This window comes from Rhizobium sp. BK418 (assembly GCF_004341105.1).
GTDB lineage: Bacteria > Pseudomonadota > Alphaproteobacteria > Rhizobiales > Rhizobiaceae > Rhizobium.
This window is the reverse complement of record NZ_SLZK01000001.1, coordinates 116290-136755: the sequence shown is the minus strand read 5'-3', so window position 1 is coordinate 136755 and position 20466 is coordinate 116290. Positions and strand designations below refer to the sequence as shown.

The following is a 20466-nucleotide window of genomic DNA, read 5'->3' as shown; positions in this document are numbered from 1 at the left end:
AAACTAGGCCCCGCTTCGCTATTTCGCGAAGTAATGCGGCAAAAACAGGTTCTGCCGCGCTTCATGACGCCGTTTGACGTTCGCCCGGGCTCGTGAACCGCCTGTTACGCCACGTAGCGGCGCAGCACCAGCGATGCATTCGTGCCGCCGAATCCGAACGAGTTGGATAGCGCCACGTTGATTTCTCTCTCACGAGCCTTGTGCGGAACAAGATCGATTGCGGTTTCCCGCTCAGGGTTATCGAGATTGAGCGTCGGAGGGGCGACGTTATCCCGGATTGCGAGGGTCGTGAAGATCGCCTCGATGGCGCCGGCAGCGCCCAAAAGGTGGCCGGTCGCCGATTTGGTCGACGACATGGAAATCTTCGACGCCGCATTGCCGACGAGGCGCTCGACGGCACCCAGCTCGATCGTATCGGCCATGGTCGACGTACCGTGGGCGTTGATGTAGTCGACATCGGCAGGCGTCAGACCTGCGCGCTTCAGCGCCATGGTCATGCAGCGGAATGCGCCTTCGCCGTCTTCCGAGGGAGCGGTAATGTGGTAGGCGTCGCCGGAAAGTCCGTATCCAACCACTTCGGCATAGATCTTGGCGCCGCGCGCCAACGCATGGTCCAGCTCTTCGAGAACCACGATGCCAGCGCCCTCGCCCATGACGAAGCCGTCGCGATCCCTGTCGTAGGGGCGTGAGGCCTTCTGCGGGTCGTCATTATGCTGCGTCGACAGCGCCTTGCAGGCGGCAAAGCCGGCGAGCGAAATGCGGCTGACCGGTGATTCCGTCCCCCCGGCGACCATGACATCGGCATCGCCGAGCGCGATCAGACGGGCAGCATCGCCAATGGCATGCGCACCGGTGGAGCAGGCGGTGACGACCGAGTGGTTCGGGCCGCGCAGCTTGTGGCGAATAGAGACCTGGCCGGAGACGAGGTTGATCAGTCGGCCAGGAATGAAGAAGGGGGAAATGCGGCGCGGGCCCTTGTCGCGCAGCGTGTAGCCCGCCTCGACAATGCCTTCGATGCCGCCGATGCCGGAGCCGATCAGCACGCCGGTGGCGATCTGGTCCTCATCGGTCTCGGGATGCCAGTCGGCATCCTTGAGCGCCATGTCGGCGGCAGCCATGCCGTAGATGATGAAGGGGTCTACCTTGCGCTGCTCCTTCGGCTCCATCCAATCATCAGGATTGAAGGTACCATCAGAACCATCGCCAACGGGAATGCGGCAGGCAATCTTGGCGGGGAGATCGTCGACCTCGAATTCGGTCACGAGGCGGGCGCCGTTTGCTCCCGCAAGCAGGCGGGACCACGTAACTTCTGTTCCGCATCCCAAGGGCGATACCATACCGGTACCTGTAATAACGACCCTTCTCATCGACTGCTTTCCCCCGTCTGTTATGTTTTATGGAGAAACATGCTCAAAAGAAAAGGGCGGACTCTTGGCCCGCCCTTTCTCGAATGCGCAGAATCAGGCCTGAGCCTTTTCAATGAACTTCACAGCGTCGCCGACCGTCAGGATCGAGTCAGCGGCATCGTCGGGAATTTCAACGCCGAATTCTTCTTCGAAGGCCATGACCAGTTCGACCGTGTCGAGCGAGTCTGCGCCCAGATCGTCGATAAAGCTGGCGCTCTCGACGACCTTGTCGGCATCGACGCCAAGATGATCAATAACAATTTTCTTTACGCGTTCTGCGATATCGCTCATGTCGGTTTCCTCGACTTTATGTCCTGATCGGAATGTCTTTTTGACACCCCTACCCTGTTTCAGCCTGCGATGTTGTCAGACATCCTCGGCAAACTCGTTTACCCGGCTTTAGAGAAGTCCCAGGCTTGCGAAAGCCCGCCGGTCCGTCTGCTTTTTACGGGACGACTGCACACAGTCATGGCCCGCTTAACATGCTTTAAGTCTGCCGCAAAGCCAGAAAATCAACCGTTCGTGATTGGTCAACACGCTATTGGCTGGAATCGGCGACTGCGGCAGCTAATCGCTTCAGATCATGGCCATTCCGCCGTTCACGTGCAGCGTCTGGCCCGTCATGTAGGCAGCCTCGGCGGAGGCGAGGTAGAGGACGGCGGACGCGATCTCGGCGCCGGTGCCCATACGCTTCATGGGAATCGCCCCCATGATCGCTTCTTTCTGCTTGTCGTTCAGCTTGCCGGTCATGGCGCTTTCGATGAAGCCCGGAGCGACGCAGTTGACCGTCACATTACGGGTGGCAATTTCCTGTGCCAGCGATTTGGAGAAGCCGATCATACCAGCCTTGGAGGCACAGTAATTGGCCTGACCCGGATTGCCGGTGACGCCGACAACGGAGGTGATGTTGATGATCCGACCGTAGCGACGGCGCATCATCGGGTGGGTAAGCTCGCGGGTCAGGCGGAAGGTTGCCGTCAGGTTCACTTCGAGCACAGCATCCCAGTCCTCGTCGCTCATGCGCACGAACAGGCCATCCCTGGTGATGCCGGCATTGTTGACGAGGATATCGACGCCTTCTAGATCGGTTTCCGCCTTCTGGCCGAGAGCCTTGACCTCGTTGCGATCCGACAAGTTCGCCGGGAAGATCTTGACGCGCTCGCCGAGCTCGTTTGCCAGGGCTTCAAGCTTTTCGACGCGGGTACCGTGCAAGCCGACTATGGCGCCCTGCTTGTGGAGAAGGCGGGCGATTTCCTCGCCGATGCCGCCCGATGCGCCGGTGACGAGAGCCTTGCGGCCGGAAAGATCGAACATGAGAACGTTCCTTATATAAAGTAGAGCTATCAGGCCGTGAGAGCGGCAATGGCGGCGTCGATATCGGCCGGACCATTGACCGCGACACCATTGATATTCTTGTCGATGCGGCGTGCAAGGCCGGTCAGCACCTTGCCGGCACCTAGTTCATAAAGCGTGGTGACGCCATTTGCGCCAAACCATTCCACCGTTTCGCGCCAGCGGACCTGTCCGGTGACCTGCTCGACGAGAAGCTTGGCAATCTCTTCGGCATCCGTGACAGGCGCGGCGCGGACATTGGCGATGAGTGGCACGACTGGGTTCGCCTTCTTCACGCCGGCGAGCGCTTCGCGCATGGCATCTGCGGCCGGCGCCATCAACTTGGAATGGAAGGGAGCGGAAACCGGCAGCAGGATAGCGCGCTTGGCGCCCTTGTCGGTCGCAAGGCCGGCGGCCTTTTCGACGGCCGACTTTTCGCCTGAAATGACGAGCTGGCCGCCGCCATTGTCATTGGCGATCTGGCAGGAGCCGATGGCTGCGGCTTCTTCGCAGACGACCTGCACGTCAGCATGTTCAAGGCCGATGATGGCGGCCATGGCGCCGACGCCGACCGGAACTGCAGCCTGCATGGCATTGCCGCGAATGCGCAGGAGGCGGGCGGTATCGGCGACGGAGAAAGTGCCGGCCGCACAAAGGGCCGAATATTCGCCGAGAGAATGGCCGGCGACACAGGCGACCTTCGACTTCAGATCGAGGCCCTTGGCTTCCAGAACACGGATGACAGCCATGGAGACGGCCATCAGTGCCGGCTGGGCATTGGCCGTCAGCGTCAGCTTGTCCTCAGGACCATTGAACATGACATCGGAGAGCTTTTCACCGAGCGCTTCATCGACCTCTTCGAAAACGGCGCGGGCTTCCGCAAAATTCTCGGCGAGCTCCTTGCCCATGCCGACGGCCTGGCTGCCCTGGCCGGGAAAAGTGAAAGCAACGGTCATTTTTTCGGTCCCTCGATAGTGCCTATTGGGCGATTTCGCCTCCAATTGACGTTCTTTCCTTCGGAGTCAAGTGGCGACGGATTCTCTCCAAAGCCTTTCGCCGCAGCGGGAAAGCCAGGTTTTTTCTCTTGCGCTTCATCAAATCCGGCCTAGATTTGCGCGGCCCTTCCCAAGCCCTTCCCTCCCTAGCTGACGTCCAAGGTTCCCGATGAAATACAATAAACTAGGCCGCACCGACATTTCCGTATCCGAAATTTGCCTTGGCACCATGACCTGGGGAACGCAAAACAGCGAGGCGGAAGCCCATGAGCAGATGGACTACGCCGTCGAGGAGGGCATCAATTTCTTCGATACTGCCGAGCTCTACCCGACGACGCCGGTTTCGGCCGAAACGCAAGGGCGCACGGAAGAATATATCGGCAGCTGGTTTGAGAAGACCGGCAAGCGCAAGGACATCGTACTTGCCACCAAGGTTGCCGGCACTGGCCGCTCCTATATCCGCAATGGCGAAGGCGCCGATGCCAAGAACATCCGCCTTGCGCTCGAAGCCAGCCTCAAGCGGCTGAAGACCGACTATATCGACCTCTACCAGATCCACTGGCCGAACCGCGGTCATTTCCATTTCCGCCAGAACTGGCACTACGATCCTTTCAAACAAGATCGCGCCAAAGCCATCGCCAATATGACCGAAATTCTGGAGACGGTGGGTGCGCTGGTAAAGGAAGGCAAAGTCCGCGCCTTCGGCCTGTCGAACGAAACGACCTGGGGCACACAGAAATATGTGACGCTTTCCGAGCAGTTGAACCTGCCGCGCGTCGCGAGCGTGCAGAACGAATACAATCTTCTCTACCGTCACTTCGATCTCGACATGGCGGAGCTCTCGCATCATGAAGACGTAGGTCTGCTCGCCTATTCGCCGCTCGCTGCCGGCATCCTGAGCGGGAAATACATCAACGGCGAGAAGCCCGAAGGCACGCGCGCTTCGATCAACGGCGACCTCGGCGGCCGCCTGCAGCCGCTGCAGGAAGCGCCGACCAGGGCCTATCTGGAGATTGCCGCCCGCCATGGCCTCGATCCATCGCAGATGGCGCTTGCCTTCTGCCTGACCCGCCGCTTCATGACGTCGGTCATCATCGGCGCGACGTCGATGGCGCAGCTGAAGACGGATATCGGCTCGGCCGATGTGAAGCTCAGCAGCGATGTGCTTGATGACATCGAGAAGGTTCACCGGCTCTATCCGATGCCGATGTGAGGGCTCGAGGGAACAGGCGCTACACCACCGGCGTCTTCAACTCGTAAGCGCATTGGCGGGCTTTTCTGCCATATGCGCTTGCCTTTCGCGGAAAAATCCGTATAAGCGCGCCTGTTCGTTAACCCGGTCTTCTGGCTGGTGGCTGAACGGAGGGCCGGTTTGCTTCTTGCGAACCGTTCGGAACGGAAGCGTTCCAGCCTCCCGTGTCTCCGCTCTCGACCGTCTCGGAAACGCTTTTCTTGCTTGGCGCTTATCGCCTCTCAGGAGCAGTCGTTGAGGCTTAGCCGCCGAATGCCGGGTTCTGATCAACGCAAGAAAGGCAAAGCTGTCATGGCTCTTTATGAACATGTATTCCTTGCCCGACAGGATATTTCCACCCAGCAGGTCGATGCCCTCGTAGAACAGTACAAGGGCGTGATCGAAGCTAACGGTGGCAAGGTCGGGCGCATTGAAAACTGGGGCCTCAAGTCCCTCACCTACCGCATCAAGAAGAACCGCAAGGCTCACTACGCCCTGATGGACATTGATGCACCGGCGGCTGCGATCCAGGAAATGGAACGCCAGATGCGCATCAGCGAAGACGTTCTTCGCTACATGACCATCGCTGTTGAAAAGCACGAAGATGGCCCGTCTGCCATGATGCAGAAGCGCGATCGTGACGACCGCGGCCCGCGTGAAGGCGGCGATCGTGGCCCGCGCCGCGAATTCGGCGACCGTCCGCCGCGTCGTGATGGCGATTTCCAGCGCGCTCCGCGTCCGGATCGCGCTCCCCGCGAAGACCGTGCATAAGGAGAAATAAGAATGTCTGAATCTTCCTCCGCTCCGGTCCGCCGTCCGTTCCACCGTCGTCGCAAGACCTGCCCGTTCTCCGGCGCAAATGCTCCGCGCATCGACTATAAGGACGTCCGTCTTCTGCAGCGCTACATTTCCGAGCGCGGCAAGATCGTCCCGTCCCGCATCACGGCCGTTTCCCAGAAGAAGCAGCGCGAACTCGCTCAGGCGATCAAGCGTGCACGCTTCCTCGGCCTGCTGCCGTACGTCGTAGCCTAATTTGATACCGAAGCCTCGGATCTTCGGATCCGGGGCTTCCTCCCTTCCGCGATGGGCGCGGATCGGAACTTTAAAACCCATGTTGAGGCATCTCCCGCACTTGCCCGGGGAAATCCTCTAACTGCTTTGTGAAGCAGGACAGCGAAGTGACACGATTGAACCTGAAAACGCTTGCGACCGGCGCACTCGCCGGAGTGACCGCCGCCTTGCTGGTGCTTGGCGCGAGCATGCAGCCGTCGTTCAGTGCCGTGCTTTACGCCGCTTCTGCGCTTCCGATTCTGCTTGTCGGCCTTGGCTGGGGCAATATTGCTGCCATTTCGGCCGTCATCACCGCCGCCGCGGTTGGCGCGATCGCCATCTCCCCCTCCTTCGCACTGGTCATGACGCTGGTGACGCTGCTGCCGGCAGGATGGCTCAGCCATCTTGCGAACCTCGCGCGGCCGGCTTCCGAACTCGGCGGCCCGGACAATCTGCTCGCCTGGTATCCGCTTTCCGATATCCTGCTGCATCTCTGCGGCCTTGTGACGATCGCCGTCATCGTGACCGGCATCATGATCGGTTACGGGCCTGAGATCACCGACCGGATGGTCGATGCACTGATGAGTTCGCTGCAAGAGCAGCAACCGGATTTCATTCCGGACCCGGCCGCGACCGCACAGACGAAGTCGCTGGTCGTTCTGATGTTGCCTGCGCTGCAGGGTGGCATCTGGGTCGTCATGCTCTTTGCCGCCTATTATATCGCCACACGCATCGTTGCGGCGTCTGGCCGGGGCCTGCGTCCGCGCGAGGACATTCCCTCGTCGCTGCGCATGAACCGCAATTCGATCTTCATCTTCCTCGCCGGTCTTGCCGCCACGTTCATGGGCGGCGTTCCGGCGATGATCGGCGCCACGGTGGTCGGAGCCTTCGGCGCCGGCTTCCTGATGTCCGGCTTCGCCGCCCTGCATTTCCGCACGCGCGGCAAGGACTGGCGCTTGCCGGCCCTCATCCTCTGCTACCTGGCATCCACCATGATGCTGCCAGCACTTTTCATCCTCGTGCTCGGTCTAGCCGATACCCGCAAGGCGATCGCCCTGACCCCGACCAAGGATGCCGATGCCCCCAAACAAACCGATACCGAAATCTGAGAACAAGAAAGGAAAAATACCATGGACGTCATTCTTCTCGAACGCATCTCCAAGCTCGGCCAGATGGGCGAAACCGTAAAGGTTCGCGATGGCTTTGCTCGCAATTACCTCCTGCCGCTCGGCAAGGCACTGCGCGCCAACGCTGCCAACAAGGCCCGTTTCGAAGCCGAGCGCGCAACGCTCGAAGCCCGTAACCTGGAGCGCAAGTCCGAAGCCCAGAAGGTTGCCGATGTTCTTAACGGCAAGTCCTTCATCGTCGTCCGTTCCGCTGGCGAAACCGGCCAGCTCTACGGCTCCGTCGCTGCCCGTGACGTCGTCGACGTTCTCGCCGCAGAAGGCTTCAACATCTCCCGCAACCAGGTTCACCTCAACACGCCGATCAAGGCGATCGGCCTGCACAAGGTCGAGCTGCAGCTTCATGCCGAAGTTGAAATCAACATCGAGCTGAACGTTGCCCGCTCCACCGAAGAAGCCGAACGTCAGGCCAAGGGCGAAGAGCTCACCTCGGTCGATGCCATCTACGGCGTTGACGAAGATGCCCTGCGTCCGGAAGACTTCTTCGATCCGGAAGCCGAAGGCCTCGACGAAGAGGAAGCATGATTTTTTCGAGAGGTTCCTCTCGACATGGACTGAAGCCCGGCTCGCGCCGGGCTTTCTGCTTATTTGGCTGCCGTGTTCTGTCTCGGCGCAGCGCTCTTGTCGACATCGACAACGACCGAGAGCCCTGGGCCGAGATCCTTGACCGCCGGCTGGTCTGGGTCGAAGCGGATGCGCACGCCGACGCGCTGGGCGATCTTCACGAAGTTGCCGGTCGCATTATCGGCCTTGATAACTGCGAATTCCGATCCCGCGGCGGGGGAGAAGCCCTCGATGTACCCGCGCAATTGCTGCCTGCCGAGCGCATCGACTGTGATGGTCACGGGCTGCCCCACCTGCATGCCGTACAGCTGGGTTTCCTTGAAATTCGCGACGACCCACACATCTTCGGGCACGACTGCCATGAGCTGCGTTCCGGCGGCCACATATTGCCCGAGCCGAACCCCGACTTCACCGAGATGACCATCGCGCGGCGCTACGATCTTCGTGTTCTGCAGGTCGATTTCCGCGAGCTTTACGACAGCTTCGGCGCTCGCGACATTCGCCTCCAGCAGCGAGCGATTGACGATGATCGTCGCTAAATTCTGGTTAGAAACCTCCAGCGCAGCCTTTGCCTGGTTCACGGCGGCCTTAGCCTGATCGAGCGTCGCCTGCGCAGCCTCCGTTTCACTCTGCGATGCAATGCCGCGGTTGCTCAGATTGTTGACGCGATCCCAAGCCTGCTGCGCCCGCGTCAGCGCTGCATTTGCGCTATCGACCTGCGCCTGGCTAGAGGCGATGCTCGCCTTCGCCGCGAGTTCGGATTGGCGGGAGTTCTCCAGCGACGCCTTCTGCCCATCGAGCGCGGCACGCGCCTGGGCAAACTTCTGGAGGTAGATGCGGTCGTCGATCTGGGCGAGCGTATCGCCCTGCTTGACCTGCTGATAGTCCTTCACCGGCACATCGACGACATAGCCGCTAACCTGTGGGCTTATGATCGTGACATAACCTCGAACATATGCATTGTCCGTCGTCTCTACCGAGGTGACGAACGGCGGCAGGCGCCATGCGTAGAGAACGAGGAGGACGCCGGCAATGCCGGCAAGCACTGCGATGATAGTCGAGGGGGATCGAACGTATTTCAACATGCCAGGCCCTCGACATCACGATTGAGCGGGAATTGCATCGGGCTCGCCTCTCCCTGACCAAGGCAGACGGCGCCATGCCTGATGCAGAAGAATGATGATCAGACCGAAGACGGACGAGTAGCCTATCACAAGGAAAGTATCGTTGTAGGCGAGAATATACGCCTCGCGACTGACCTGCTGGGCCAGCAAGGTCAGCGCTTCCGCATTGAGCAGCGTCTTGTCGCCGAGCACCTTGCCATATGCACCGCTCATCTGAGAGATGCGCTGCGCCACGATCGGGTCCTGCAGCAGAACATGCTCGACGAGAATGCTCGAGTGGAATTTTTCCCGGATCGTTACAAAGGTGCCAAGCATCGCGGAGGCGAAGAGCGAGCCGATGCTCTGCGTGAAAATGAAGATCACGAGGAAATTGACGATATATTGAATGCCGCGGGCGGTCGCCGCCTTAAAGCCGTTCGCCATGACAGGCGGCAGGAACATCGCTGCGCCTGCGGCGACCATTGCCTGGCTTAGATACATCTGAGGCGGCCGGGTGAGACTCGTCGACTGACTATCCAGAAAGGCGCCGCCTGCGATAAGGGCGAGCGCCAGCACGTGAGCGGTCTCGACATAGCGGGTAGTCATCAAAAATGCGCAGAAAAGACCACCTGCCAGAGAGGCGAGAAGGATGATCGCATAAAGCGTCACGGTCTGATCGTTCAGAAGCCCCAGTTGCTGATAGAAATTGGCGGCGGTCGACGACTGCTCGGAGGAGACGAAGCGGAAGAGCAGCAGGACACCTGCCATCCGCATGTTAGCGCCGGAGAACAGCCAGCGGAAATCGATCAGAGGATTGGCGCGCGGCAACTCCAAGGCAAGCATGAGCGCAAGCGCCCCTACCGATACTGCCAGCAGCACACCGATCCATGGCGCCTCGAACCACCAATAGAGCCGGCCGAGCGTCAGCACGACGGCGAGACAGCCAAAACCGACAGCCAGCAGAAGATAGCTCAATATGTCCTGCCGCTGAATGACCGTGGCCCGCGGCGGCGGCGTCAGCGGCAGCAGATAGATCACCGGAAAGGCTATAAGAGCGAGCCCCATCTCGAACGTATAGAGTGCCTCATAACCGCCGAACTGGAGCAGCGAGGGCGAGATGATTCGCGCGACCGGTGCGGCAAACAGCGTGCACATCAGGGCAAGGCTGAGCCCCAACGAGCGCTTCTCTTCCGGCGGAAATGGCTCCAGCATGTATAGGAAGCCAAGCGACGAAAGCGGTGCGGCGGCCATGCCGCTCAGAGTGCGCACGACGATCGCGGAGTGCAGGTCGGTGATGAAAAGATTGAGCGCGGCCGCGACGACAAAGCAGATAATGCTGAGTTCCGCGAAACGGCGGAGGCCGTATTGGCTGCGGATCTTGAAGAGCGCAATCGACATGCTGGCATAGGGTGCCATGTACGCCGCCGAGAGCCACGAGATTTCAGCTGTCGTTGCGGAAAACGAGCCCTGCAGCTGATTGATGTTGGCTGTCAGCAGGTTCATGCCAAGGCCCTGCGTCAGAAAGAGCAGGAGCGACGCCGCCATATAGAGTGGCCTTTTCCAGATGGGCATCAGCACGCCCCCCGCTGGAGGCGACGAAGATGTCTGTTGCGTGTCCGGCTCCCCAGCGGGCCTTAGCGCCACATTGTCGTTAGCGTTCTCGGCTAGGCTCATCGGCAGGATCTCAAACTCTCCAATGCCCTGCAGGTCGGTATGCATGGCTCATGTCAGGTCTAAATTAGTCTCTGGATCGTTTTCGGGAATAGCGAAATGACCTGCGCCCACACCTTCATTGCCATGCCGTGCGTCTCGCCTACCACGACCTCGCCATTTATTGTTTTCCAATGTTTGCAAGTGCCGACGGTCTCTGCCCGGATGCATGTCTCCTGCAACTGGCCTAAACTGCCGGACAAGGCCGATGGAAGTGAGTCGTTTTCGGCCGTGCTCTGCAGGTAACACCCCCGGTATTTTTGTACTTGCCAAAGTGTGACTGTGGAGAAGTCGAACAATGTGCACAGGGCAGCCGATTTGACGAACGCCTGAAAGCTGTTGCTGCAGGACACTTGATTTTATCTGGGCTGCCCTGCAAATCCCGGTTTTGGATAAAAGACAGTACGGATGACGATGAACGAAGCCGCACGAAAGATTGCCGCCGTTGCTCCTGCAGAGCAGCACTATCGCGAAGCGCCGAACAACATCGAGGCCGAACAGGCGCTACTCGGCGCCATCCTGATGAACAACGACGCCTATTATCGCGTCTCGGACTTCCTCAAGCCCACTCATCTCTACGAGCCGCTGCACCGGAAGATCTTCGAGGTCGCCGGCGACATCATCCGCATGGGCAAGATCGCCAACCCCGTCACCGTCAAGACCTTCCTGCCGGCTGACGAGAAGGTTGGCGACATCACCGTTTCGCAATATCTTGCAAGCCTCGTCACAGGAGCGGTGACGATCATCAATGCCGAGGACTATGGCCGGGCGATCTACGATCTGGCGATCCGCCGCGCGCTCATCACCATCGGCGAGGATGTCGTCAATATCGCCTATGACGCGCCGCTCGACATGCCGCCGCAGGCGCAGATCGAAGATACCGAACGCCGCCTGTTCGAGCTTGCCGAAAACGGCCGTTACGATGGCGGCTTCCAGTCGTTCAACGATGCCGTGGCGCTCGCCATCGACATGGCAGCCGTCGCCAAAGAGCGTGACGGCGGCCTATCGGGCATTTCCACGGGCATCCACTCACTCGACGCGAAGATGGGCGGATTGCAGCGATCGGACTTGATCGTGCTCGCAGGACGCCCGGGTATGGGCAAGACCTCGCTTGCCACCAACATAGCCTATAACATTGCCGCCGCCTACGAGGGCGAGGTGCAGCCCGATGGCAGCATGAAGGCGAAGAACGGCGGCGTCGTCGGCTTTTACTCGCTCGAAATGTCATCCGAACAGCTCGCCACGCGTATCATCTCCGAGCAGACGGAAGTTTCCTCCTCGAAGATCCGCCGCGGCGACATCAACGACGCCGATTTTGAAAAGCTCGTCGCCTGCTCAATGATGATGCAGAAGGTGCCGCTCTACATCGACCAGACGGGTGGCATCTCGATCGCCCAGCTTTCGGCGCGCGCGCGCCGCCTCAAGCGCCAGCGCGGTCTCGACGTGCTTGTCGTCGACTACGTCCAGCTCATGACCGGCTCCGGTAAATCCAGCGATAACCGCGTTCAGGAAATCACCCAGATTACCACAGGCCTAAAGGCGCTCGGCAAGGAACTGAACGTGCCGATTATCGCGCTGTCGCAGCTTTCGCGTGCGGTCGAAAGCCGCGAAGATAAGCGCCCGCAGCTTTCCGATCTTCGTGAATCCGGTTCGATCGAGCAGGACGCCGACGTCGTGCTCTTCGTGTTCCGCGAGGAATATTACGTGAAGAATATGGAGCCGCGCGATATCCACGATCCGAAATATCCGGAATGGGAAGCGCTGTTCGACAAGGTGAAGGGCACGGCGGACGTCATCATCGCCAAGCAGCGTCACGGACCGACGGGTACGGTAAAGCTCGCCTTCCAGTCGGAATTCACGCGCTTTGCCGATCTCGCCGATCCATCCTTCTCGCAATATGAGGAACATTGACGCGGGTTTTCCGCGTCAATCCTCCCTTACAAGCCTGCAGCCCGCAGCAAAGCCACTGTCGCTACGCCAATGACGACACTGACGAGCATCGGCAGACGGCGCGCGGCGATTGCCGTTGCGACACAGGCTAGCGTCTCCGCCCAGCCGGTCGCAAAGGCGGTCGGGGCAATGACGGCCATCAGCACGGCCGGCGGAATGGCTTCGATCGCCGTCTTACGGCGCTCATCGATCTCGACGTGACGGATCAGCACGAGACCACTGACGCGGGTGAAGACCGTGGCAACAGCCATCGCAAGGATGGCGATCAGGGTGTTGAGATCGAGCGTCATGCCGCCTGCTCCCTCGCCCTGCCCTGCCAGAGAGCGGTCGCCAACCCGGCCAGCGCGCCGGCCGCGATATACCAGACCCCCGGCACAAGATGGTGGACGGCAACGGATGCGACTGCGCTTGCTGCGAGCACAGCACCGGTTTGCGGCCCCTTCCAGAAACCCATGAGCAACACGACGAAAACGGCGGGAAACGCGAAGTCGAGGCCGATGACGGCGGGATCGCCGAGGAAGGCGCCAAGCAGCGCCCCTGTCAGCGACGAGCCGACCCAGGTGAGGTAGAAAGGCGTGACGATGCCGGCATACCAGGCGGGTGTCAGCCGCGTGCTGCCAGCGCGGAATTCCGCCATGGCCCACAGCTCATCGGCAAGAAACAGCATGGCGGCGTAGCGTTTGACCCCGGAGAAGGACTGCATCTTCGTACCGATCGAGGCGCTCATCAGCACATGGCGGATATTGACGAGCAGGGCCGCGAAGCCGACACCGATCCAGCTTGCGGGATGGGTCCAGATATCCATCGCCACGAATTGCGAGCCGCCGGCAAAGACGAGCGCGCTCATCAGCGCTGTTTCCAGCGGAGAAAGGCCCTTGGTGGCCGCAACCGCACCGAAGACGAGACCGATCGGCCAGACGGCGACGATCAGCGGAAAGATGGTGCGCATCCCCAAAAGAAATTCACCGGCAAAGGATTCGCCGGCCGGCCGGCTTCGCTGCAACATGGCAACCTCCACATCAATATGGCGGAGAGGTAACCGAGGCTCTTAACGTGTGTATTGAACGAAAGTGATCAACCGACGCGGAACTGGCCGGGGGTAACGCCGGTGCGCGATTTGAAGTGGCGGGTAAAATGCGCCTGATCGGCAAAACCGCATTCCACGGCGACATCAGCCGGCATACGGCCTTCCCTCAGCAGCCGTCGGGCGACGAGGATGCGCCGGTCCGTCAGGAAGGCATGCGGGGTGATGTGATATTCCCTGCGGAAGGCGCGGATCAGGTGAGCACGGCTTAGCCCCGCCACCCCAGCCAGTTCCTCGAGATTTACGTCGCTGTCGAAATTTTCGATAAGATAATCGCGAGCGCGGGCAACGGCGCTGCGTTCCTTCGTATCGACCGGCACAACGATCGTGCTGCCGTAACGGGCGAAGATCGCTGCCAGCACCGAAAACATGTTCTCATCCGATTCCAGCGCGCCCGCGCCGCTTTCGAGTGTGCGGTGGGCTGCATGGAAGGCTCTGGCAAGCTGCGGATCGCGGGGCAGCGCGCCGGCAAAGGAAGGTGTCGCATTGAAAGCCTTGCCACTAACATCTTCCAGAACATCGATGAAGAGCTTCGTATCCGGGTAGATCATCCGATAGCGATAGCCTTCGCCGCCGGGAGCGCCGTCGTGAACGACGCCCGGATCGATCAGATAGAGGTCGCCAGGCCCGGTTTCCTCCCGCCTGCCGCGGAGCGTGGCGATCTGGCTGCCGCTCTCGATCGCGCCGATGCTGAACGTGTCATGAGCATGCGGCGCATATTCGTGCGTCAGGAAGCTGGCGCTCAGGCACTCCATGTCGCGGAAACGGCGATCCCGCCAGAAGCGGGCCGATTCCACCTTGGCAAGCGGCATGGCGTCTGCCGCCTCTTTCTGGGATACGTTCTGCATCACGCCAGATTAGCGCGGTGGCTTCCTCACGTCTTGAACAAAAGTGATCGCATGTGGGGAAAGGCTGGTATGTCGCCCCTCATGCTTTCTCTTTGCCACAATGCTCTCTAGAGTATTGGCAGCATTTTCCTTTCCCTTTCAGCGCGGCGATTCATGACAGATTTTTCCCTCCCCTTCGAAGACGACGACCTTTTCGCCTCCGCCGGCCTGCGGCTGACTGTCGACCTGACGGCGCTGACCGACAATTGGCGGGATATGGCGCGACGTTCCGGGAAAGCGCGCACGGGCGCCGTCGTCAAGGCAGATGCCTATGGGACGGGGATCGAGGATGCCGGCGAAGCGCTCTATCTCGCCGGCGCGCGGGATTTCTTCGTGGCGACCGTCGATGAGGGCGTGACGCTGCGCATGTTTGCGCCCGAGGCGCGCATCTTCGTGCTGGCTGGCATCTGGCCCGGCACGGAGCGGCGCTTCTTCGAAAACGATCTGGTGCCGGTCATCGCCTCGGAAGAACAGCTTGCCTTCTGGATGGCGGTGCTGGCCGATTATGGCGACTATCCTTGCGCGTTGCATGTCGATACCGGCTTCAATCGGCTCGGCCTGACGGTGGACGAGGCGATCGCGCTCGCCAACGACGTGTCGCGGCCGGCGAGTTTCGCGCCCGTGCTCGTCATGAGCCATCTGGCCTGCGGCGACGATCACTCCTCTGACATGAACAGGCAGCAGCTTGAATCATTCCGCGGGGTTAGCGCCGCCTATGAAGGTATCGATTCAAGCCTGGCTGCGTCCGGCGGCATCTTCCTTGGCGAGGATTATCACTTCGATCTCACTCGGCCGGGCATCGCGATCTATGGCGGACAGGCCGTCAACGGCATGGTGAACCCAATGCGCCCGGTGGCGACGGCGGAGGCGCGGATTATCCAGATCCGTACGGTCAAAGCCGGCGAAACCGTGAGTTATGGGCGGGCGCTGCAGCTTCGCCGCGACAGCCGGCTGGCGATCGTTTCAGCCGGTTACGCCGATGGTTATATGCGCAGCCAGTCGAGCGGCGGGGTGCCGCTACGCCAGGCCGTGCCGCAGGGCGGACAGGGCTTTATTGCCGGCCATAAGGTGCCGGTCGCGGGCCGCATCACCATGGACCAGACGATCTTCGATGTGACCGACCTGCCGGAAGGTGCGGTGCGCGCCGGCGACTATATCGAACTCTTCGGCAAGAACATCCTCGTCGACGATGCGGCCAAGGCTGCGGGCACGATCGGCTACGAGATGCTGACGAGCATCGGCCTGCGCCATGAGCGCAAGTACGAGATGGATGAGGAATAGTCTCAGCGCGTGGTGAGCGCGAGGCGAACGCCGAGCGTCACGAACAATGCGCCGAGACCGCGATCGAGCCACAGGCCGATCTTGACATTTCGCTTGAAGAGATTGGCGAGCCGCCCTCCCGCCAGGATCAGCGGCGGCTCGATGAAGAAAGCTACGACGATGATGAGGCCGCCGTGGACGGCGAGCTGCAACCATGCCGGGCCGGCGCCCTCGACGACGAATTGCGGCAGGAAGGCGAGGAAGAAGATCGCCACTTTCGGGTTAAGCAGCGAGACGAGCACACCTTGCCGATAGATCCGCCGCCACCCGAGCGTCTCGCCTGCCGCACGAACAAAACCACCCTCGCCTTTCGAGCGCAGCGCCTGGATGCCAAGCCAGACAAGATAGATCGCGCCTATCCATTTGACGGCGGAAAAGGCGATCGCCGAGGCAGCAAGGATTGCCGACAGGCCGAAGGCGGCGAGAAGCACGTGCATGCAGGCGCCGGTCCAGATACCGAAGACGGCCGAGAAACCGGCCCGCGTGCCGCTCTTGATCGTGTGGCCGAGAATGAAAGCCATGTCGGGACCGGGCGACAGATTCAGAAGAACCGCTGCCGTAAGGAAACCGATCCAGTGAGCGAGCGAATAATCGAGCATGGCCTAATCCTTGAAAGCCCGCTGATATTGCCAGCCCGGCCGCTGATGGGAAAATCATTAGTTTTGATCAGTGCCGGAAGCCATTATCTAGGGCAGAAATCCGATTCGGGCGCTTGAGCGCCCCTACCTGAAAGCAGTCATCGATGGCCAAGGCCAGAACACAATTCATCTGCCAGAGCTGCGGCGCGGTGCATAACCGCTGGGCCGGCAAATGCGATAATTGCGGCGAATGGAACACCATCGTCGAAGAAGACCCGATGGGCGGCATCGGTGGCGGCCCTGCGAAAACGCCGAAGAAGGGCCGACCTGTCGCGTTGACAGCTCTGTCAGGCGAGATCGAGGAAGCGCCTCGCATCCATACCGGCATTTCCGAACTCGATCGTGTGACCGGCGGCGGCTTCGTGCGCGGCTCGGCGGTGCTTGTCGGCGGCGATCCCGGCATCGGCAAGTCGACGTTGCTCATGCAGGCGGCCGCTGCATTGTCGCGACGCGGACACCGGATCATCTATGTCTCGGGCGAAGAGGCCGTGGCACAGGTGCGGTTGCGCGCCCAGCGCCTGGCAGCGGCCGATACCGACGTGCTGCTCGCCGCCGAAACCAATGTCGAGGACATTCTCGCAACGCTCGCGGAAGGCAAGCGCCCCGACCTCGTTATTATCGACTCCATCCAGACGCTCTGGAGCGAGCTTGCAGAATCCGCGCCCGGCACAGTGACACAGGTACGCACCGGCGTGCAGTCGATGATCCGCTTCGCCAAGCAGACGGGTGCGGCCATGGTGCTCGTCGGCCATGTAACCAAGGACGGCCAGATCGCCGGCCCGCGTGTGGTCGAGCATATGGTCGATGCCGTGCTCTATTTCGAGGGCGATCGCGGCCATCACTACCGCATCCTGCGCACCGTCAAGAATCGCTTCGGACCGACCGACGAGATCGGCGTCTTCGAAATGTCGGACAAAGGCCTGCGCGAAGTCGCCAACCCTTCCGAACTCTTCCTCGGCGAGCGCAACGAGAAATCGCCGGGTGCGGCCGTCTTCGCCGGTATGGAGGGCACGCGCCCCGTGCTCGTCGAAGTCCAGGCGCTGGTCGCGCCAACCTCGCTCGGTACGCCGCGGCGCGCCGTCGTCGGCTGGGACTCCGCGCGCCTTTCGATGATCCTTGCGGTTCTGGAGGCCCATTGCGGCGTCCGGCTCGGCCAGCACGATGTCTATCTCAACATAGCCGGCGGCTTCCGCATCTCGGAACCGGCGGCCGATCTTGCCGTCGCGTCGGCCCTCGTTTCATCGCTTGCCGGTATTGCCCTTCCGGCCGATTGCGTCTATTTCGGCGAAGTCAGTCTGTCGGGCGCCGTCCGGCCGGTTGCGCAAACCGCCCAGCGCCTTAAAGAAGCCGAAAAGCTGGGGTTTTCGGCGGCTCTTCTACCATCCGGCTCCGCCGAACTGCCAAGGGGCAGCGGTCGCTGGAGCGAGATCGAGAGCCTGCCGGATTTGGTCGCGCGTATTGCCGGGTCGAAAGGGGCGCTGCAGCGTGTGGAAGAAGACGTTTGATCCTTCATCACCAATAGCGGGGATGCTATAGGATCAGCCAAACAAGGCGCGACGCGGCCTGCAAGGCGGCAGTCTGGAGTGGAATTTACATGCCCATTACGATTTTCGACGGTATTGTCATCGGCGTTGTGCTCTTCTCCGCCGTTTTGGCAATGGTCCGCGGCTTCTCGCGCGAAGTTCTTTCGATCGCGAGCTGGGGCGGTTCAGCCGCCGCCGCTTACTATCTCTACCCCTATCTCGTGCCTTATGCGAAGCGATATACGGATGATGACCGCATCGCGATCGTTGGTTCGGCCGCCGTCGTCTTCCTCATCGCGCTGATCGTCATCTCCTTCATCACAATGAAGATCGCCGATTTCATCATCGACAGCCGCATCGGCGCGCTCGATCGCACTTTGGGCTTCCTCTTCGGTGCGGCGCGCGGCATACTTCTGCTCGTCGTCGCCGTGGCCTTCTGGAACTGGCTGGTCGATGCCGATCACCGCCCGGCCTGGGTCAACAATGCAAAATCGAAACCGTTCCTGGATTCCCTCGTCGTTCGCCTGCAGGCGGTCCTGCCGGATGAATTTGCCCAGATGATCCAGAAGAGCATCACCGAGAAGCTTGGCGGCGCGAAACAGACGGATGAAAATGCACCGGCTAACGATCAGGCGCCGGCGGAAGATGCAGCACCCGCGCCTAACAATGGCGCACAGCAGCCATCGAATTGACGCAGTGTTCACTAGCTTGACCCGCGGCCTGGCAATTGCCATTTGAGCGGGACGTAAGACCAAAGGTCCGGCCGGGCATTTCGCTTTGCCGGGCCTCAGCCGTTTCAGAGCCGGTGAGCGGATTTTGAGACAGGTGCCGTTCAGCGTGAGACTATCGGAAAGCTCAGAGATTTCCGCTATCATGCTTTTGGAAATGCCGATCCATTCTTGTGAGAGCAGAGGCCCGCAGAAATGAACCAGTCCCATTCCTTCCCGACCGACGATCCGCTGGACGGAGATACGCTGCATGAAGAATGCGGCGTTTTCGGAATCCTGGGACATCCCGATGCCGCCGCACTCACCGCGCTCGGTCTGCACGCCCTGCAGCATCGCGGCCAGGAAGCGGCCGGTATCGTCTCGTTCGACGGCAAGCGCTTCCATCAGGAACGCCATATGGGCCTCGTCGGCGACCACTATACAAACCCGATGACGCTGGCGCGCCTGCCCGGCAGCATTTCGATGGGCCACACGCGCTATTCCACGACGGGCGAAGTGGCGATGCGCAACGTGCAGCCGCTGTTTGCCGAGCTGGAGGAAGGTGGCATCGCCATTGCCCATAACGGCAATTTCACCAATGGCCTGACGCTGCGCCGCCAGATCATCGCGACCGGCGCCATCTGTCAGTCGACATCCGATACCGAAGTCGTCCTCCACCTCATCGCCCGCTCCCGCCACACGTCCACCGCCGATCGCTTCATCGATGCCATCCGCCAGATGGAAGGCGGCTATTCGATGCTCGCCATGACACGCACCAAGCTGATTGCCGCGCGCGACCCCACCGGCATCCGCCCGCTCGTCATGGGCGAACTCGACGGCAAGCCGATCTTCTGCTCGGAAACCTGCGCGCTTGACATTATCGGCGCCAAGTTCGTCCGCGACGTCGAAAACGGCGAAGTCATCATCTGCGAAATTCAGCCTGACGGCTCGATCAGCATCGATGCGCGCAAGCCCAGCAAGCAGCAGCCGGAGCGGCTTTGCCTGTTCGAATATGTCTATTTCGCCCGTCCGGACTCGGTCGTCGGCGGCCGCAACGTCTATACGACGCGCAAGAACATGGGCATGAACCTCGCCAAGGAATCGCCTGTCGATGCCGACGTCATCGTGCCTGTTCCGGATGGCGGCACGCCCGCTGCCCTCGGTTATGCGCAGGCAAGCGGCATTCCATTCGAATATGGCATCATCCGCAACCACTATGTCGGCCGGACCTTTATCGAACCGACGCAGCAGATCCGCGCCTTCGGCGTGAAGCTGAAGCATTCCGCCAATCGGGCTATGATCGAAGGCAAGCGCGTCGTGCTAGTCGACGATTCCATCGTGCGCGGCACCACTTCGCTGAAGATCGTGCAGATGATCCGCGAGGCCGGTGCGAAAGAAGTGCATATCCGCGTTGCCAGCCCGATGATCTTCTTCCCGGATTTCTACGGTATCGACACGCCGGATGCCGACAAGCTGCTCGCAAACCAGTATGCCGACGTCGAAGCCATGGCGAAGTATATCGGCGCGGATTCGCTGGCTTTCCTGTCGACCAACGGCCTTTACCGCGCCGTCGGCGGCGAAGACCGCAACCCGGCTCGTCCGCAGTTCACCGACCACTATTTCACCGGCGACTATCCGACCCGCCTGCTCGACAAGAATGGCGAGTCCATGGGCAACAAGATTTCCATGCTTGCCAGCAACGGCTGAGCCGTTCAGCTTTGACTTTCCTATCGGGGGCGCTTATTGCGCCCCTTATCTTTTCAAGCACATCCGGGATCGGGC

General features: G+C 60.7%; 20 protein-coding genes. 10 read left to right on the top strand and 10 right to left on the bottom strand.

The window, feature by feature from the left end:
- Positions 1–104: 104 nt before the first annotated feature.
- The 4 genes from fabF to fabD form a co-directional block, all read right to left on the bottom strand.
- Positions 105–1367 carry a beta-ketoacyl-ACP synthase II gene (gene fabF, locus EV281_RS00665; RefSeq protein ID WP_132651050.1) on the bottom strand — a complete coding sequence of 421 codons (1263 nt, stop codon included), beginning with the start codon at positions 1365–1367 and terminating at the stop codon, positions 105–107.
- Between the two features lie 93 nt (positions 1368–1460).
- Positions 1461–1697, bottom strand: coding sequence for an acyl carrier protein (locus EV281_RS00660; RefSeq protein ID WP_003547058.1), 237 nt, complete (start codon positions 1695–1697; stop codon positions 1461–1463).
- A 285-nt stretch (positions 1698–1982) separates the two neighbouring features.
- Positions 1983–2720, bottom strand: a complete 738-nt coding sequence (gene fabG / locus EV281_RS00655) for a 3-oxoacyl-[acyl-carrier-protein] reductase (RefSeq protein WP_132651049.1) — start codon at positions 2718–2720, stop codon at positions 1983–1985.
- Between the two features lie 29 nt (positions 2721–2749).
- Positions 2750–3694 (bottom strand): ACP S-malonyltransferase, encoded by a 945-nt coding sequence (fabD, locus tag EV281_RS00650; RefSeq protein ID WP_132651048.1) that lies wholly within the window; start codon positions 3692–3694, stop codon positions 2750–2752.
- A 208-nt stretch (positions 3695–3902) separates the two neighbouring features.
- Between fabD and EV281_RS00640 the strand changes: the two genes are divergently transcribed.
- The 5 genes from EV281_RS00640 (at position 3903) to rplI (ending at position 7723) form a co-directional block, all read left to right on the top strand.
- Positions 3903–4946 carry an aldo/keto reductase gene (locus tag EV281_RS00640; protein ID WP_132651047.1) on the top strand — a complete coding sequence of 348 codons (1044 nt, stop codon included), beginning with the start codon at positions 3903–3905 and terminating at the stop codon, positions 4944–4946.
- Between the two features lie 330 nt (positions 4947–5276).
- The gene (gene rpsF, locus EV281_RS00635) at positions 5277–5735 is read left to right on the top strand and encodes a 30S ribosomal protein S6 (protein ID WP_132651046.1); all 459 of its coding nucleotides are present in this window, start codon (positions 5277–5279) and stop codon (positions 5733–5735) included.
- A 12-nt stretch (positions 5736–5747) separates the two neighbouring features.
- Positions 5748–5996 carry a 30S ribosomal protein S18 gene (gene rpsR / locus EV281_RS00630; RefSeq protein ID WP_007531286.1) on the top strand — a complete coding sequence of 83 codons (249 nt, stop codon included), beginning with the start codon at positions 5748–5750 and terminating at the stop codon, positions 5994–5996.
- A 146-nt stretch (positions 5997–6142) separates the two neighbouring features.
- Complete coding sequence (locus EV281_RS00625; RefSeq protein ID WP_132651045.1) at positions 6143–7123, top strand: DUF2232 domain-containing protein; 981 nt, start codon at positions 6143–6145, stop codon at positions 7121–7123.
- A 21-nt stretch (positions 7124–7144) separates the two neighbouring features.
- Positions 7145–7723, top strand: a complete 579-nt coding sequence (rplI, locus tag EV281_RS00620) for a 50S ribosomal protein L9 (protein ID WP_132651044.1) — start codon at positions 7145–7147, stop codon at positions 7721–7723.
- Between the two features lie 59 nt (positions 7724–7782).
- Here rplI and EV281_RS00615 read toward each other — a convergent pair whose 3' ends face one another.
- Together EV281_RS00615 and EV281_RS00610 are read right to left on the bottom strand one after the other, a co-directional pair.
- Positions 7783–8847: an HlyD family secretion protein gene (locus EV281_RS00615; RefSeq protein ID WP_132651043.1), complete on the bottom strand. Its 1065-nt coding sequence runs from the start codon at positions 8845–8847 to the stop codon at positions 7783–7785.
- Positions 8848–8862: 15 nt separating this feature from the next.
- Complete coding sequence (locus EV281_RS00610; protein ID WP_132651970.1) at positions 8863–10539, bottom strand: MFS transporter; 1677 nt, start codon at positions 10537–10539, stop codon at positions 8863–8865.
- 450 nt (positions 10540–10989) lie between these two features.
- On the opposite strand from EV281_RS00610, the gene EV281_RS00605 reads away from it, so the two are divergent.
- The gene (locus tag EV281_RS00605) at positions 10990–12486 is read left to right on the top strand and encodes a replicative DNA helicase (RefSeq protein WP_132651969.1); all 1497 of its coding nucleotides are present in this window, start codon (positions 10990–10992) and stop codon (positions 12484–12486) included.
- A gap of 26 nt (positions 12487–12512) precedes the next feature.
- On the opposite strand, the gene EV281_RS00600 is transcribed toward EV281_RS00605, so the two are convergent.
- From EV281_RS00600 to EV281_RS00590, 3 genes are all read right to left on the bottom strand, one after another.
- A complete protein-coding gene (locus EV281_RS00600) occupies positions 12513–12815 on the bottom strand; it encodes an AzlD family protein (protein WP_132651042.1) in 303 nt (100 codons plus the stop codon).
- Entirely contained in the window at positions 12812–13531 is a 720-nt protein-coding gene (locus EV281_RS00595; RefSeq protein ID WP_132651041.1) for an AzlC family ABC transporter permease, read from the bottom strand. Before EV281_RS00595 ends, EV281_RS00600 begins: the two co-directional genes overlap by 4 nt.
- 68 nt (positions 13532–13599) lie before the next feature.
- Entirely contained in the window at positions 13600–14421 is an 822-nt protein-coding gene (locus EV281_RS00590) for an AraC family transcriptional regulator (protein ID WP_132651968.1), read from the bottom strand.
- A gap of 189 nt (positions 14422–14610) precedes the next feature.
- Here EV281_RS00590 and alr point away from each other — a divergent pair, with 189 nt between their 5' ends.
- Positions 14611–15777 (top strand): alanine racemase, encoded by a 1167-nt coding sequence (alr, locus tag EV281_RS00585; protein WP_132651040.1) that lies wholly within the window; start codon positions 14611–14613, stop codon positions 15775–15777.
- Positions 15778–15779: 2 nt separating this feature from the next.
- Here the strand turns inward: alr and EV281_RS00580 are convergent, their stop codons facing one another.
- The gene (locus EV281_RS00580; protein WP_132651039.1) at positions 15780–16415 is read right to left on the bottom strand and encodes a LysE family translocator; all 636 of its coding nucleotides are present in this window, start codon (positions 16413–16415) and stop codon (positions 15780–15782) included.
- Positions 16416–16558: 143 nt separating this feature from the next.
- Between EV281_RS00580 and radA the strand changes: the two genes are divergently transcribed.
- The 3 genes from radA to purF all read left to right on the top strand — a co-directional run bounded on the left by radA (position 16559) and on the right by purF (position 20391).
- Complete coding sequence (gene radA / locus EV281_RS00575) at positions 16559–17959, top strand: DNA repair protein RadA (protein ID WP_132651038.1); 1401 nt, start codon at positions 16559–16561, stop codon at positions 17957–17959.
- An 89-nt stretch (positions 17960–18048) separates the two neighbouring features.
- The gene (locus tag EV281_RS00570; protein WP_132651037.1) at positions 18049–18669 is read left to right on the top strand and encodes a CvpA family protein; all 621 of its coding nucleotides are present in this window, start codon (positions 18049–18051) and stop codon (positions 18667–18669) included.
- 231 nt (positions 18670–18900) lie between these two features.
- The gene (gene purF, locus EV281_RS00565; protein WP_132651036.1) at positions 18901–20391 is read left to right on the top strand and encodes an amidophosphoribosyltransferase; all 1491 of its coding nucleotides are present in this window, start codon (positions 18901–18903) and stop codon (positions 20389–20391) included.
- Positions 20392–20466: the final 75 nt, after the last annotated feature.